General features: G+C 59.2%; 10 protein-coding genes. 5 read left to right on the top strand and 5 right to left on the bottom strand.

Features of this window, described 5'->3' with window-relative positions:
* Window positions 1-165: 165 nt before the first annotated feature.
* From IC235_RS09820 to rpsF, 5 genes are all read right to left on the bottom strand, one after another.
* Window positions 166-2,250, bottom strand: coding sequence for a thioredoxin domain-containing protein (locus IC235_RS09820; protein ID WP_191004999.1), 2,085 nt, complete (start codon window positions 2,248-2,250; stop codon window positions 166-168).
* A gap of 66 nt (window positions 2,251-2,316) precedes the next feature.
* Complete coding sequence (locus IC235_RS09815; protein WP_191004998.1) at window positions 2,317-4,878, bottom strand: GSCFA domain-containing protein; 2,562 nt, start codon at window positions 4,876-4,878, stop codon at window positions 2,317-2,319.
* 97 nt (window positions 4,879-4,975) lie between these two features.
* Entirely contained in the window at window positions 4,976-5,419 is a 444-nt protein-coding gene (gene rplI, locus IC235_RS09810; RefSeq protein ID WP_191004997.1) for a 50S ribosomal protein L9, read from the bottom strand.
* 114 nt (window positions 5,420-5,533) lie between these two features.
* Window positions 5,534-5,767: a 30S ribosomal protein S18 gene (gene rpsR / locus IC235_RS09805; protein ID WP_035561439.1), complete on the bottom strand. Its 234-nt coding sequence runs from the start codon at window positions 5,765-5,767 to the stop codon at window positions 5,534-5,536.
* Window positions 5,768-5,825: 58 nt separating this feature from the next.
* Complete coding sequence (gene rpsF / locus IC235_RS09800) at window positions 5,826-6,203, bottom strand: 30S ribosomal protein S6 (RefSeq protein ID WP_191004996.1); 378 nt, start codon at window positions 6,201-6,203, stop codon at window positions 5,826-5,828.
* A gap of 488 nt (window positions 6,204-6,691) precedes the next feature.
* On the opposite strand from rpsF, the gene IC235_RS09795 reads away from it, so the two are divergent.
* The 5 genes from IC235_RS09795 (at window position 6,692) to IC235_RS09775 (ending at window position 13,993) form a co-directional block, all read left to right on the top strand.
* Window positions 6,692-8,044 (top strand): cytochrome c3 family protein, encoded by a 1,353-nt coding sequence (locus tag IC235_RS09795; protein WP_191004995.1) that lies wholly within the window; start codon window positions 6,692-6,694, stop codon window positions 8,042-8,044.
* A 150-nt stretch (window positions 8,045-8,194) separates the two neighbouring features.
* On the top strand, window positions 8,195-11,230 hold the full coding sequence (locus tag IC235_RS09790) for a TAT-variant-translocated molybdopterin oxidoreductase (protein WP_191004994.1): 3,036 nt from the start codon (window positions 8,195-8,197) through the stop codon (window positions 11,228-11,230).
* A 21-nt stretch (window positions 11,231-11,251) separates the two neighbouring features.
* Entirely contained in the window at window positions 11,252-12,709 is a 1,458-nt protein-coding gene (nrfD, locus tag IC235_RS09785) for an NrfD/PsrC family molybdoenzyme membrane anchor subunit (protein ID WP_223847186.1), read from the top strand.
* Complete coding sequence (locus IC235_RS09780; protein WP_191004993.1) at window positions 12,702-13,229, top strand: DUF3341 domain-containing protein; 528 nt, start codon at window positions 12,702-12,704, stop codon at window positions 13,227-13,229. The genes nrfD and IC235_RS09780 overlap by 8 nt, the downstream gene beginning before the upstream one ends.
* Entirely contained in the window at window positions 13,229-13,993 is a 765-nt protein-coding gene (locus tag IC235_RS09775; RefSeq protein WP_191004992.1) for a c-type cytochrome, read from the top strand. The genes IC235_RS09780 and IC235_RS09775 overlap by 1 nt, the downstream gene beginning before the upstream one ends.
* Window positions 13,994-13,996: the final 3 nt, after the last annotated feature.

Genomic DNA, 13,996 nt, shown 5'->3' with positions numbered 1-13,996 from the left:
CGAAGAGGCGGATAGTAAAGATAGCAGAGCGGTTGCACCAACCGAACTCCCGGCCGCAGGTTAGGGCCAGAGCAGCTAAGGGACCAGGCCATTGGCCTAACTAGCGGACCCACCCGGGCTACCACGCCAGAAACCAGCCCAGGTCCGGTCGTTGCGCCCGCTACCCTAAATCGCGGCCAGGGCCGCTTGCGCGGCGGCCACCTCGTACACCGGCGCCAGACAAGCCTGGCTGCGGCACACGTGTATGCTCGTGCGCCCCTCCGAGGCAGGCTTCAGTAGCTTCAGCAGCGGCAGCTCGGACGGCTCGCTGGTGCCGGCAATAACCGCATCGAACAAAAACGAGCGGTTAAGCTCCTCCCGAAAAGAATCCGCTTCCGGCCCGATGATGGCCACCTCGGCGCCCGGCCGGAGCAGGGCCGCATACAGCGCGGCCCAGTTGCTGAGGTGCTGCGGCTCCTTCACTACCAGGGGCCGTACCCGCGCCAGCATATCGGCGGCCAGGTCCACGTAGCGGGTATTTTCGAGGTGCCGGCCCAGTCGGCGCAGGTTGTGCGCCATCACCGAGTTCGAGGCGGGAATAACGTTGTCGAAGAGCTCTTTCTTGCGGGCAATGAGCGGCTCGGCGTTGCGATCGGTGTAGAAAAACTGGGTTTCCGCAGGGTCGAAGAAGTTGCTGAGTACGTATTCGGTCAGCGCTTCGGCCTCGCGCAGCCAGATCTCGGCGAAGGTCACTTCGTAAAGGCTCACGTAGGCCTGAATGACCAGCGCATAGTCTTCCAGAAAGCCGTGGATGCTGGCCCGGCCGTTCTTGCAGGTGCGATAGAGCCGCGGCCCCTCCCGCAGGTTCGTCTGGATGAAACGGGCATTGCGCTCGGCGATGACCAAAAACTCCGGCTCGCCAAAGGCCCGGTAGGCGTCGGTAAGCCCCTGGAGCATCAGGGCATTCCAGCCGGTCAGAATTTTGTCGTCGAGCCCGGGGCGGACGCGCGTGGCGCGCACGGCCATAATTTTCTGCTTCCAGCCCGCCACCAGCTCGGGTACTACCCCGGGGGCTAATTGGTGGGCTGCCGCGAACTCGTCGTCGGTTTGGCGGCGATGCAGAATGTTACGGCCGTGTTCCCAGTTGCCCAGCGCCGTGCAGTTGTAATAATCGGAAAACAGCGGCTCCTCATCGCCGAGGATAGTGCGCAGTTCTTCTTTCGTGAAGACGTAGAATTTGCCTTCCTCGCCCTCGCTATCCGCATCCAGCGACGAATAGAAGCCCCCCTCGGCGTTGGTCAGCTCCAGCCGCACAAACTCGATGGTGTCGTACACTACTTCCCGAAACAGCTCTTCCTGCGTCAGTTGGAACGCTTCGCTGTAGAGGCTGATCAGTTGCCCATTATCATAGAGCATTTTCTCGAAGTGCGGCGCCAGCCACTCCGCGTCGACTGAATAGCGGGCAAAGCCGCCGTGGGCCTGGTCGTAGATGCCGCCCCAGGCCATTTCCCGCAAGGTGAGCACGGTTTGGTCCAGCACCGCCCGGCTGCCGCTGATGGCGTGAGCCCGCAGTAAAAACCGCCAAACGCTGGGCATCGGGAACTTCGGGGTTCGGTTCAGGCCCCCGCGTTCCCGGTCGAATTTTACGCCCAGGTTATATACGAGTAGCTTGAATTCCTCGTCGGAAACGCCCGCTGGCCCAGCCGTCGGCATTGGGTCAGCAACTACTGGGGCGTTATTCGTTTGTTGAGCGCCGTATTTCGCCAGCTCGCTGGTGCCAATTACCTCCATAAACCGCTCCGCCGACTGCTCCAACTCGCTCCGGTGCTCGCCGGCGTAGGCCTGGCCAATGTTCTCTAGCAGCTTCACCCACGAACCCTTGCGGAAGTACGTGCCGCCATAAAAAGGCTTGGCCTCCGGGGTGAGAAACACGTTGAGGGGCCAGCCGCCCTGCAGGCCCATGGCGTGCAGGGCATCCATGTAGATCTGGTCCACGTCGGGCCGTTCCTCCCGGTCTACTTTGATGCACACGAAGTACGCGTTCATCACCGCCGCCACCGCCTGGTCCTCGAAAGACTCGCGCTCCATTACGTGGCACCAATGGCAAGCCGCGTACCCGATGCTAACGAGGATCGGCTTTTGTTCGGCTTTTGCCCGGGCCAGGGCTTCGGGGCCCCAGGGGTACCAATCCACGGGATTGTGGGCGTGCTGTTGCAGGTAAGGGCTGGTTTCCTGAACGAGGCGGTTGGTCGACTGCGAATCGTGGGCCATAGCGGAAGGTTAGGGGGAGTACTGAAACAACAAACCCGGCAAAAAGAGCCGGGTTTGAAGAAATAATTAAGCAGGCTTGGTGGGCTTCTTCGGCGGTTTAGGCTTATCCGCCCCAGATTTAGCCCCCGGTTTAGCCTTGGCCGCTGGTTTTCGTTTAGTAACTGCTGCGGCAGTTTCCGCAGCGCTCGGCCCCGCCTCCGGAGTTGTTGGCGCTAAATCTGGTTTGGATTTCGTCGATTTAGCTTTCGCGGCTCTGGGGGGAGCAGCTGCTTGGGAAGCATCTTTTTTGGAGGCAACTGCTTTGGCGGACTGCTTCGGCGCTGCCTTCCCGGTTTGGACTGCCGGCTCGGCGCTTGCTTCAATTAGTGAGGCCGAAGTGCCCTTCATGCGGCCGGCCGCTACCTGCGTGCGCCCCGAGAGCGCGTCTGGCACTGGCACCACGGGAATATCCACCGCTGGCTTCTCCGTGCGTGCCCCCGTCACGACACGCTTAGCACGGTTGGAGTGGCGAGCCGGCGGCGGGGGCGTCGTTTCCGGCGCGGCGGGTTCGTTGGCGGCCGGAGCAGGATCCGTCGCCACCGGGGTTGGTCCCACCGGTGCGGGGGGGGGCTGCCTAACCTGGTTGCGGCGGCTGCCCTCCGCGCGAACGGGCTTAGGAGGGGTCGGGGTAGTTAACTGCTCCCCGTTATCGGATATTGGGGCAACCGTCGGGCCAGGAGCAGAGGCGCTGATAGCTGTGGGGGCCTCAACGGCCTGGGCCAGTACCTCAGCTCTTTTGCCCCGGTTACGATTGCGCCTCGACGTAGTAGGATTAGGCTCAATCCTGGATGTATCGCTACTACTTGCCTCTGCCTCTATCGGGGAGCTGGCTGTTTCAGAAGGCCGCGCGACTGCCTCAGTTGGAGTCAGTGTTTCGGCTGCTACTGGTGCCTCGGGGGCGGGAGCGTAAAGAGCCACTTGGGGTGGGCGTCTTGGCTTACCACGCTGCCCACTCAGCTTCTCTGGCGCCGAGATACCGCTGATAGGGGAGGGTACTTCTCCGAATTGTTCTCGGAGCGGTTCGTCCGCCGCCCCCGCCTCCGGCATAGATGGCGGCAGGGCCGCCGCATTTTCCGGAAGAACGGTATCTGCTGATGCAACCTCGCCAGTGGCCAGCCGAAGAGCGTTTTTGCGCGCCGTCCGTTTAGCTCCGCCCCGGGAACGACGTTTTTTCTTCTTCGCTGGCTGCTCGCTACCAGTTGCATCTGCTCCCAAATTGGCAGCCTCAGCAAAGGCCGTGGGGGCCACGGGCTGCTCGATTGAAGACCCATCAGCCAGGGGCTGGGTGGGGAGAGTCGGGGGATTTATGTCCGCCGACTGCTCACCAGCAAAGGCAGCCTTCTGAAATTGCTCGTTCTCGCCCGGCGTTTGCGGTTGGCCCGGGCCCCGACCATCGCGCCGCCCCCGTTCCGGCCGGCCTCCGCGGGCGTGGCGCTGGGTCCGGAATTCTTCGGGTGACAGGCGCGGTGACCGGCTCCCAGCTAAGGACGGCAACTCAGCCGTCGGCAATGCCATTTCTTCGGGCTTGGTAGCTGGCGAGTTCTGGCCAATGTCAATCCGCTCCTCGTCATCTTCCGGTACTTCCTCGGGCTCGGGCTGCCGAGGCGCGGGTAATGCTGCGATTTTAGCGCGTACTTCTTTCAGCTCCGCAGCCACTTCTACCTTGCGAAGGCTTAGCTGTTCGAGCTTCTGCAGCGTGTTGGCTAAAAACTGCCGGTGCTCCGGGGCGCCCGGGTGCAGCGGCCGGTGCCCCAACGACTGCCGTACCGCCGCCCACTCCTTGCGGAACCGGCCAAAATCCGCGTCAAAGTAGGTGCGGGCAAACTTATCCCAGATGTAATCTTCCGCTACTTCCGAGGGATGCAGCATGTCCGCCGCGTAGAAGCGGTAGTCGCGCAAGTCATCCAGCAGCAGCTCGTAGGCCGGGAAGTACGCCACATCGGGCAGCAGGTCGCTTACAATGTGCGTGGCCACCCGCAGCACCGACTTGCTCACCGCGTTTAACGGCAGCGTGTCTTTTAAGTGCCGGACTGGGCTCACCGTCAGCACCAAGCGCAGGCGCGGGTTGAAGCGCCGCAGGTACGCATGGGTTTCCGCCAGGTCATTGATAATCTCGTCGGGCGTCAGCAGCTCCCGGACGAACAAGTCGGCGGACTGCTTGTGGCAGTTGTTGACCAGCTCGCCGGTTTCGCGCAGGCGGTAGGCCCAGGCCGTGCCGAGGGTGAGCAACACCACCTCGGCGTTCCGCAGAAATTCGCCGGTTTGCCGCACCAGCTCCTGAATGGTCTGCAGCAGCTCCACCGGCGACTCGGCCCCGAGGCTGCCGTGCAGGTCGTAGCTCTGCCAGCGGCCGCGGGCCTGCACCAGGTGTTGTTGCCAGTCGACTTCCTCGCCCGCCGCCGCTCGCAGCAGCCGGGTCAGGGCCAGGGGCTGAAATACGGTGCCAAAGGGATTTACGAGGGTATCAACCTTATTGGCCGCCAGCCGGGAGCCGATGCTGTCGGCAAAGCAGGAGCCCATGGTGAGGACCCGCGCCGTGCGTGGTAGCTGGTTCGTGGCTGGCGCAATAGGTAGTTCAGTTCTAAACATTAAAGCAAAAATAGTCCGTAACCGGTGTCTGGCCCGAAGCCATAACAAAAAAGCCCCACCAGATGGCGGGGCTCTTGAAATTGCCGTTCAGCAGTGGCTACGCGGCTACCACGCGGAATTGCACCGTGTGCTTTACTTCCTTGTGCAGGTTAGCCGTTGCCGTGTAGTCGCCCGCCATCGTCGGCTCCTGGTCGAACGACAAGCGCTTGCGGTCGATGTCCACGCCTTTGGCTTTCAGCGCCTCCGCCAATTGCAAAGTAGTTACGCGGCCGAAAATCTTGCCGCTTTCGCCCACTTTAGCGGGCAGGTCCAGCACCATTTCGCCAATCTGGTCGGCAATGGCCTGGGCGTCGGCCTTGATTTTCTCGGCTTTGTGAGCGGCCTGGCGCACGTTCTCGGCCGTGATTTTCTTGTTCGTCTTGTCGGCCAGGATGGCCAAGCCTTGGGGCAGCAAGAAGTTGCGACCGTAGCCCGGTTTCACGGTCACGATGTCGTTCTTGTACCCGAGGCCCTTAACGTCGTCTTTGAGGATGATTTCCATATCTGGGTTTGGTTGTTGGTGCCTGGTGCGTGGTGCCTGGATAAAATAAATTCCGTCGCTATAGAACGGTCCATTTCACCAAGCACCAAGCACTGAGCACCAAGCACTAACAATTTATTTCAGAGCGTCGGCTACGTAGGGCATCAGGGCCAGGTGGCGGGCCTTGGCAATGGCCTGAGTCACTTTGCGCTGAAACTTCAGGCTGGTGCCGGTGAGGCGCCGGGGCAGCACGCGGCCCTGCTCATTCACGAACTTCAACAGGAAGTTGGGGTCCTTGTAGTCCACGTACTTAATGCCGTTCTTCTTGAAGCGGCAGTATTTCTTGCGGGTGTCCTGCGGCTTGTTCATAGCCGCCCGGTCGTTATTGCGGTTGGATGCGGGAGTTGCCATATCTAACTAAACTGGATTATTGAGCTACGGCTTCCGTTTCTTTGGCCGCCTTCTGCAGGTTCATCTCGCCGTTGCGGCGACGGTTGTTGTACTCCACCGCGTGCTTATCGAGCACCGTGGACAAAAACCGGATGACGCGCTCGTCGCGGCGGAATGCCAGCTCCAGTACGTCAACTATGTTGCCCGATCCGGTGTAGGACAGGCAGAAATAGTAGCCAGTGGTTTTCTTCTGAATCGGGTACGCCAGCTTGCGCAGGCCCCAGGCTTCAGTGGACAAAATGGCGGCGCTATTTTCCTTAAGCACCTGGGTGAACTTCTCGACCGTCTCTTGCACCTGGCTCTCGTTCAATACGGGAGTCACGATGAAGACCGTCTCGTAATTTCTTACTTCCATTACGACGGGGTGAAAATTTTGGGGTGAAAAAATTTGATGGGGGCGCAAAGGTACTGACTTTCCGACGGATTACCAAAGAACATAAGCACATCTTATAGGATAAGACCCCGAAGACGGAACCCTGGTTGAACGCGCCAGTACCCCCGTTGCCTGGCTTCATCAAAGGACTGCCTACCCAACTTTCGCCCTTGGTTTTATTTGATTCAGGGCGTAACAAAAAGCGGTAAACCGAGGTTGTATCTCAAAGCGTTATCAAGAACGGCGGCTTCAAAACCGGGGATAGCCAGCCGCGCCAGCATAAGTTAAGTAGTCGAAAGGGCCGTAGAGGGCAAGTGCGTACGGGAGCACGGAAAGGTCTTGCACGGCTGGTACCTGACCGGCCGGGAATGCCCAGAAATTGCGTTTTACTTTTTGCCGCCTACGATTCCTGACCTACATTTGTGGCCTTGAAATGCCCCTAGCATTTCGTTTTACTGTCTATTTTCTCTATGAATAGCAATCGACTGCGTTCCCTACCTCACCTGCTGCTGGCGCTCTTTCTCACCTTCGCCGGCGCTCATAAAGTTGCCGCTCAGGGAGCAAGCTCCAGTGCCGAAGTAAAGAAGGAGGGTGTAACACCCGGCGCAACTGCCGGGGCTACCGCTGCCACCGCAGTGGCCCCGCCCGCTGCCCCGGGAGGCGGCGACGCCGCTGCCATCGCCGCGGGCGATGCCTTGTTTAAAGCCAACTGCGCCCAGTGCCACGCGGTAAACGAGCAGGTAGTGGGCCCGGCTCTGGGCGGCATCACCAAGCGGCGGCCCATCTCCTGGATTATTCCCTGGATTAAGAACTCCAGCAAAGTAGTAGCCAGCGGCGACGCGTACGCCGTGGAGCTCTATAATAAGTTCAACAAGCAGCAAATGCCCTCCTTCGCCCTTTCGGACAAGGAGATTACCTCCATCGTTGCCTGGGTTACCTCGCAGGAAGGTGCCCCCGGAGCAATCGCGAAAGGCGGACCCACTGATGGCAACGCGGCCGCCACCGATGGCAAGACTGATGCCGGTGGAGCCGAGGCCGGAGCCGGCAAGTACGTCGACATCCTGCTCATCGTACTGGTAGTAGTGCTGATCGTGCTGGTCGTAACCCTCGTCATCATCGGCAACCTGATGAAAGACGTGCTGCGGGGCCGGAAAGACCTCGACGGCCGCGACATCGAAATCCTGGAGCAGCGCTTCGATTGGGGCAAGCTGTATCGTTCGCCGGTAATGCGCGGCATCGTAGGAACGGTTTTCGCGCTCGTCCTACTATACGAAGGCGTGCAGAGCGTAATGGCGGTGGGCCTCACCCAAGGCTACCAGCCCACCCAGCCCATTGCTTTCTCGCACAAGCTGCACGCAGGGGAGCACCAGATCAACTGCGCTTATTGCCACACTTCGGTGTACAAGTCGAAGTCGGCCAACATCCCCTCGGCCAACATCTGTATGAACTGCCACTCGCAGATCAAGACGGAGTCCCCTGAAATCAAGAAAATCTACCGGGCCATTGAGCGCAAACAGCCCATTCAGTGGGTGCGTATCCATAACCTGCCCGACCTGGCTTACTTCAACCACTCGCAGCACACCCAGGTGGGGGGCTTGCAGTGCCAGACCTGCCACGGCCCCATTCAGAACATGGAAGTGGTGTATCAGTACTCGGCACTCACCATGGGCTGGTGCATCAACTGCCACCGCGAGATGCCGCTCAACACCAAAGACAACAAGTACTACGATAACCTGGTGAAGCTGCACGACACCAAGAATGCCGGCGCGCCCTTCACCGTGTCGTCGAACGGTGGCACCGAGTGCTCGAAGTGCCACTACTAATTGGCTCAGCGAGCCTTTAGGTATCCCAGAGCTATGTAATGGCTCAGTAAGGCTCGAGTCTCATCACTGACAAATTCCGCTCAACAATCAAGTACCTCTCGGCTTAGCCGGCCCCAGCCCCTAAGACCCTGAGTCTCTAAGTCCCCAAAAATGAAGTACTGGAAAGGAATTGAGGAACTGGAAAGCACCCCGGAATTCATGCAATCGGCCTTCGCCGAGTTCATGCCGGTCAAGGAAAGCCATGAGAGCAGCGATGCTACCTCGGCCCCCCGTCGCGACTTCCTCAAATTAATGGGTTTTGGCCTGGCTGCTGCCACCCTGGCTTCTTGCGAAACGCCGGTCCGGAAAGCCATCCCCTACCTGAATAAGCCCGAGGAGATTGATCCGTCCATCTCCAACTTCTACGCTTCCACCTATTTCACCGGTGCCGATTATAACGCGGTATTGGTGAAGACCCGCGAAGGCCGCCCCATCAAACTGGAAGGCAACCCGGAGTCGCCCATCAACAACGGTGGTTTGTCGGCGCGGGCTCAGGCCGCCGTGCTGAGCCTCTACGATGGTGGCCGCCTGCAACACTTCGCCATCAAGTCAGGCAACAGCCACCAGAAAGCTGAAATCGCCGCCCTGGACCAAGCCGTGCGGGCTAAGCTGGCGACGACTACCGGTCGCATCGCCATTGTTTCGCCGACCATCATTAGCCCTTCGACTAAGCGGGCCATTGCGGAGTTTGCCTCGCGCTACCCCAGCACCACCCACGTGATGTACGATGCCCAATCGGTAACGGGCCTCTTGCAAGCTAACAACGGGGTGGTACCGGGCTACGACTTCAGCAAGGCCAGCGTTATCGTCAGCCTCGGGGCCGACTTCCTGGGTACCTGGATCTCGCCCGTAGAGTACAGCCGGCAGTACGCCATGACCCGCAAGATTAGCCGGGATAAGCGGACCATGTCGCGTCATTACCAGTTTGAGACGGCCATGACGCTCAGCGGCTGCAACGCCGACGTGCGCGTGCCGGTGAAGCCCTCGGAAATGGGCGCGGTGGCCCTGGCCCTGTACAATGCCGTTACCGGAGCTGGCTCCTCTTCTTACAAGAACGATAAACTCACCCAGGCCGCCAAGGACCTTACCGCTAACCGTGGCGCCAGCCTCGTAGTGTCGGGCTCCAACGACCCGGCAGTGCAGGCGCTGGTAACCGCCATTAACCAGGCTTTGGGTAGCGTTGGTACGACTATCAACCCCAATGCTCCGAGCTACCTGCGCCAGGGCGATGACGCCCGCATGGCCGCGCTGGTAAACGACATGAATAATGGCAGCGTTGGCGCGGTCATTTTCTACAACGCCAACCCGGTATATAACCACCCCCTCGGCGAGAAAATAAAGTCGGGCCTCACTAAAGTGCCCCTGACCATTTCGCTTAACGACCGGCTGGATGAAACCGGTGTACTCTGCCAGTACGCTGCTCCCGACAACCACTGGCTGGAATCGTGGAATGATTATGAGCCCAAGCGCGGCTTCTTAAGCTTGGCTCAGCCAGCCATCACGCCCCTTTTCGCCACCCGTCAAGGGCAGGAAACCCTGTTGCGCTGGGCTGGCAACAACACGACCTATTATAAGTATCTGCGCGCCACTTGGCGCTCCCTGACTCCTTCCGATGCGGCTTGGGACAAGGTAGTGCACGACGGAGTGGCTACGGGGGCGGTGCTGGCGCCCGCGCCCCCCATGATGAACGCGGCGGTGGACGTGGCAGCGGCGGTGGCCCAGTTGAGCAGCCCCGCCAAAACCAACAACGGCGTAGAGTTGGCTCTCTATGAGAAAGTAGGCATTGGCGCGGCCGGCTGCGAAGCGAACAACCCTTTCCTGCAGGAGTTACCGGACCCGGTTTCGAAAGCCACCTGGGGTAACTACGTGGCCGTGCCACGGAAAATGGCCGTCGACAACAAGTGGGAGCAGGGCGACGTCGTCAAAGTATCAGCTAACGGGTATTCGATCGAACTGCCGGTGCTGATTCAGCCGGGCCAGGCGAACGGAACCGTAAGCATTGCGCTCGGCTATGGCCGCACCCTGGCCGGCAAAGCCGGTGACCTGGTGGGGGCTAATGCGGCACCGCTGGCCGTGGCAACGCCCAACGGCGTGACGTACAGCAATGTGGTGACACTGACGAAAACCGACGCCACTTCGCCCATTGCCCAGACCCAGACTCACCACACGGTGATGGACCGCAAGCCGGTAGTGCAGGAAAACACGCTGGCTCAGTACATCAAGAACCCCAAGGAGGTAACCGAGTACGAAAAGATTGCCACGCCCGATGGCTTGGAAAAACCCAATAAGGTTTCGCTGTGGCAGGACTACCAGTACAATAACCACCACTGGGGCATGATGATAGACCTCAACTCGTGCATCGGCTGTGGCTCGTGCGTGATTGGGTGTCAGACCGAAAACAACATTGCCGTAGTGGGCAAGCAGCAGGTTATCAACCGCCGCGAGATGCACTGGATGCGCATTGACCGCTACTACAGCTCGGACCACCACAAGGATGAGTTCGATACCAAAGGCAAAGTGGCTACCTACGCCGCGATGGAAGACCCTTCGGACAACCCGCAGGTTATTTTCCAGCCCATGATGTGCCAGCAGTGCAACCACGCGCCCTGCGAAACGGTATGCCCCGTACTGGCAACCACGCACAGCTCCGAGGGCATCAACCAAATGGTGTATAACCGGTGCATCGGAACCCGCTACTGCGCCAACAACTGCCCCTACAAAGTGCGTCGCTTTAACTGGTTCTCGTACTACTCTAACGAGAAGTTCGAAACGGTAAACGGCCACATGTTCACCGATCTGGGCCGCATGGTGCTCAACCCCGACGTGACCGTTCGCGCCCGCGGCGTGATGGAAAAGTGCACGTTCTGCGTTCAGCGGATTCAGCTGGGCAAGCTCGAAGCCAAAAAGCAGAAGCGCCGCCCGGTGGATGGCGAGATTGTTACGGCCTGCGCTCAGTCGTGCCCCACCGAAGCCATTGTTTTTGGCGACATGCGCGACCCCAACAGCCGGATCAGCCAACTGATGCGCCGCGAAGATGGCGAGCGGGCCTTCCACGCCCTCGACGCGATCAACGTGCAGCCTAACGTGACGTATCTGACCAAGATCCGTAACGCCGAGTCCGAATTCTTCGCAAAAGAAAACGCTTAATAATCAGTAACCGATAAGATTATGCAGCACGTATCAGCCATCCGCGAGCCGCTCGTTACGGGGGGCAAAACGCTACACGACGTAACGCAGGACATCTGCTATCAGGTAGAAGCCAAACCCAATATTCGGTGGATGGCGGCCTTGAGCGTGGCTCTGTTTTTCCTAGGGGTCTTCTTCTACTCGGTCTACCGCACGGTGTGGTATGGCATCGGCGAATGGGGCCTGAACAAAACCGTCGACTGGGCCTGGGACATCACCAATTTCGTGTGGTGGGTGGGTATCGGCCACGCCGGCACGCTGATTTCGGCGGTGCTGCTGCTGTTCCGCCAGAAGTGGCGGTCCTCAATTAACCGGGCGGCCGAAGCCATGACGATTTTCGCCGTAATCTGCGCCGCCATGTTCCCGGTGTTGCACATGGGGCGTCCGTGGCTGGCCTACTGGGTATTTCCTTTCCAGAACACTTTCGGCTCGCTGTGGGTAAACTTCAATTCGCCGCTGCTCTGGGACGTATTCGCCATCTCGACCTACTTCACGGTATCGCTGGTGTTCTGGTACATCGGTCTGATCCCTGACTTTGCTTCTATCCGCGACCGGGCCAAGGGCACCATCGCCAAGTTCAGCTACTCCATGCTGAGCTTCGGCTGGAAAGGCTCGGCCAAGGCGTGGTCGCGCTACGAAACCGTGTCGCTGATTCTGGCCGGCGTTTCCACTCCGCTCGTACTCTCGGTACACACCATTGTATCGATGGACTTCGCCACTTCGGTAGTGCCGGGCTGGCACACCACCATCTTCCCACCCTACTTCGTGGCGGGTGCTATCTTCTCAGGCTTCGCCATGGTACTCACGCTGATGCTGATTACCCGCGTTGTGTTCCGGCTGGAAGATTACATCACGCTCGAGCACATTGCCCTCATGAACAAAATCATGATGGTGACGGGCTCCATCGTAGGGGTGGCTTACATCACCGAGTTCTTTATTGCCTGGTACTCGCAGGTTGAGTTTGAGCAGTATGCCTTTATCAACCGGGCTACCGGCCCGTACTGGTGGGCTTACGCTTCGATGATGACCTGCAACGTGATTTCCCCGCAGCTGGTGTGGCTCCGCCGGGTTCGTTACAGCATTCCGCTCACCTTCGTGCTGTCTATCATCGTTAACATTGGGATGTGGTTCGAGCGTTTCGTTATTATCGTAACCTCCTTGCACCGCGACTACCTGCCCTCGAGCTGGGCTATGTTCTCGCCCACCATCATCGATATCGGCTTGTATCTGGGCACCCTGGGCTTGTTCTTCACCTTGTTCCTGCTCTTCGCCAAGTTCTTCCCTGTGATTAACATGGCGGAAGTAAAGACCATCCTGAAGTACACGGTCGACAACGGCCCCACCTACAACCCTCAGAAGGCTGCTCACGCCGCTCACACTCACCAACCCGCGGTAGGAGCCCCGGCTTCGGCACCCATAAACTACACCAAGCATGACTAAGCGCTTTGCCGTCGGCATCTTCGAAGACGAAGACGTGCTGCTGCACGCCATAGAAAACATTCGCGCCGCCGGCGTGAAAATCTACGACGTGTTCTCGCCCTATCCCGTTCACGGCATTGATGATGCCCTGGGCATTGAGCGCTCGCGCCTCCCCATCGCGGCCTTCTTTTTCGGTATGACGGGCCTGGCCTTCGCGCTGTGGATGCAGATCTACATGCTGGGCTTCGACTGGCCGATGATTATCGGTGGCAAGCCCCACATCGCCCTGCCGGCTTTCATTCCCGTGGCCTTTGAGCTGACGGTGTTCTTCACTTGTCATGGCATGGCCCTCACCTTTTTTACCATTACGGGATTGTACCCCCGCCCGAAAGTGCCGGTAATCGACGTACGGGCTACCGACGACAAGTTCGTAATGGCAATTGAGCTAGATGAAAGCAGCTCGCAATTTCCTCGGCTGACTCAGCTGCTGCGCGACAACGGCGCCTCGGAAGTCAACCAAAAAGAAATGACCAACAAATAATGACGCATTTGCTGAACCTGAGCTTACGCGCCTCGGCGCTGCTGCTGTCCTTGAGGCTGGCTTCGGCCTGTACCTCCCGGCAAGACGATCCTGGGGTGGAATACGCCCCGGAGATGTACGATCCAATTCCTTACGAGCCGCTGAAGCAAACAGGCTTCAATAAAGTAAATGCCTTTGGCATCAACGAGCGCATGCCTCCCATTGCTACTATTCCTCGGGGCAAGGCTAACTACTACACGCACATCCCGAAAGACAGTGTACGCATTGCGGAGCGGGTTCTGCGCAACCCTTTCCCTTACACCAAGGCTAATCTGGAAGAGGGCAAAGTGCTGTACACCCGCATCTGCTCGCACTGCCACGGGGAGGCCGGTGACGGGCAGGGCCCCGTGGGCCTGAAGTTCAAAGGGGTACCAAACTATTCCGTCGGTACCTATAAAACCATGAACGACGGTCACATCTACCACGTCATTCAATGGGGCCGCAATCGGATGATGCCCCATGGCTCCATCGTAAACCCGGAAGAGCGCTGGAAGATTGCCATGTACGTGCGCGTACTGCAGCGGGGCGAAGGCCCGGATGCGCTGAGCAAGCTGGTTGCCAAAGGTCCCGCCGGCACGGCCGACAACTCCGCTGATTTAACCGACCGCGCTTATCAAGGTCCAGAAGGGCAGGCCCAGGCCAACAAAGCTTCTGAAACCCCGGGCCAGGGTGGCGCCGTTGCTCCGAACGGTTCTGGCGTTACCTATATCCCCGGCAATAAATAACTC

The sequence above is a fragment of the Hymenobacter montanus genome, from assembly GCF_014699115.1.
Lineage (GTDB): Bacteria > Bacteroidota > Bacteroidia > Cytophagales > Hymenobacteraceae > Hymenobacter > Hymenobacter montanus.
Note: the sequence above shows the minus strand (reverse complement) of the source record. Positions and strands in the feature narration are given on the sequence as shown.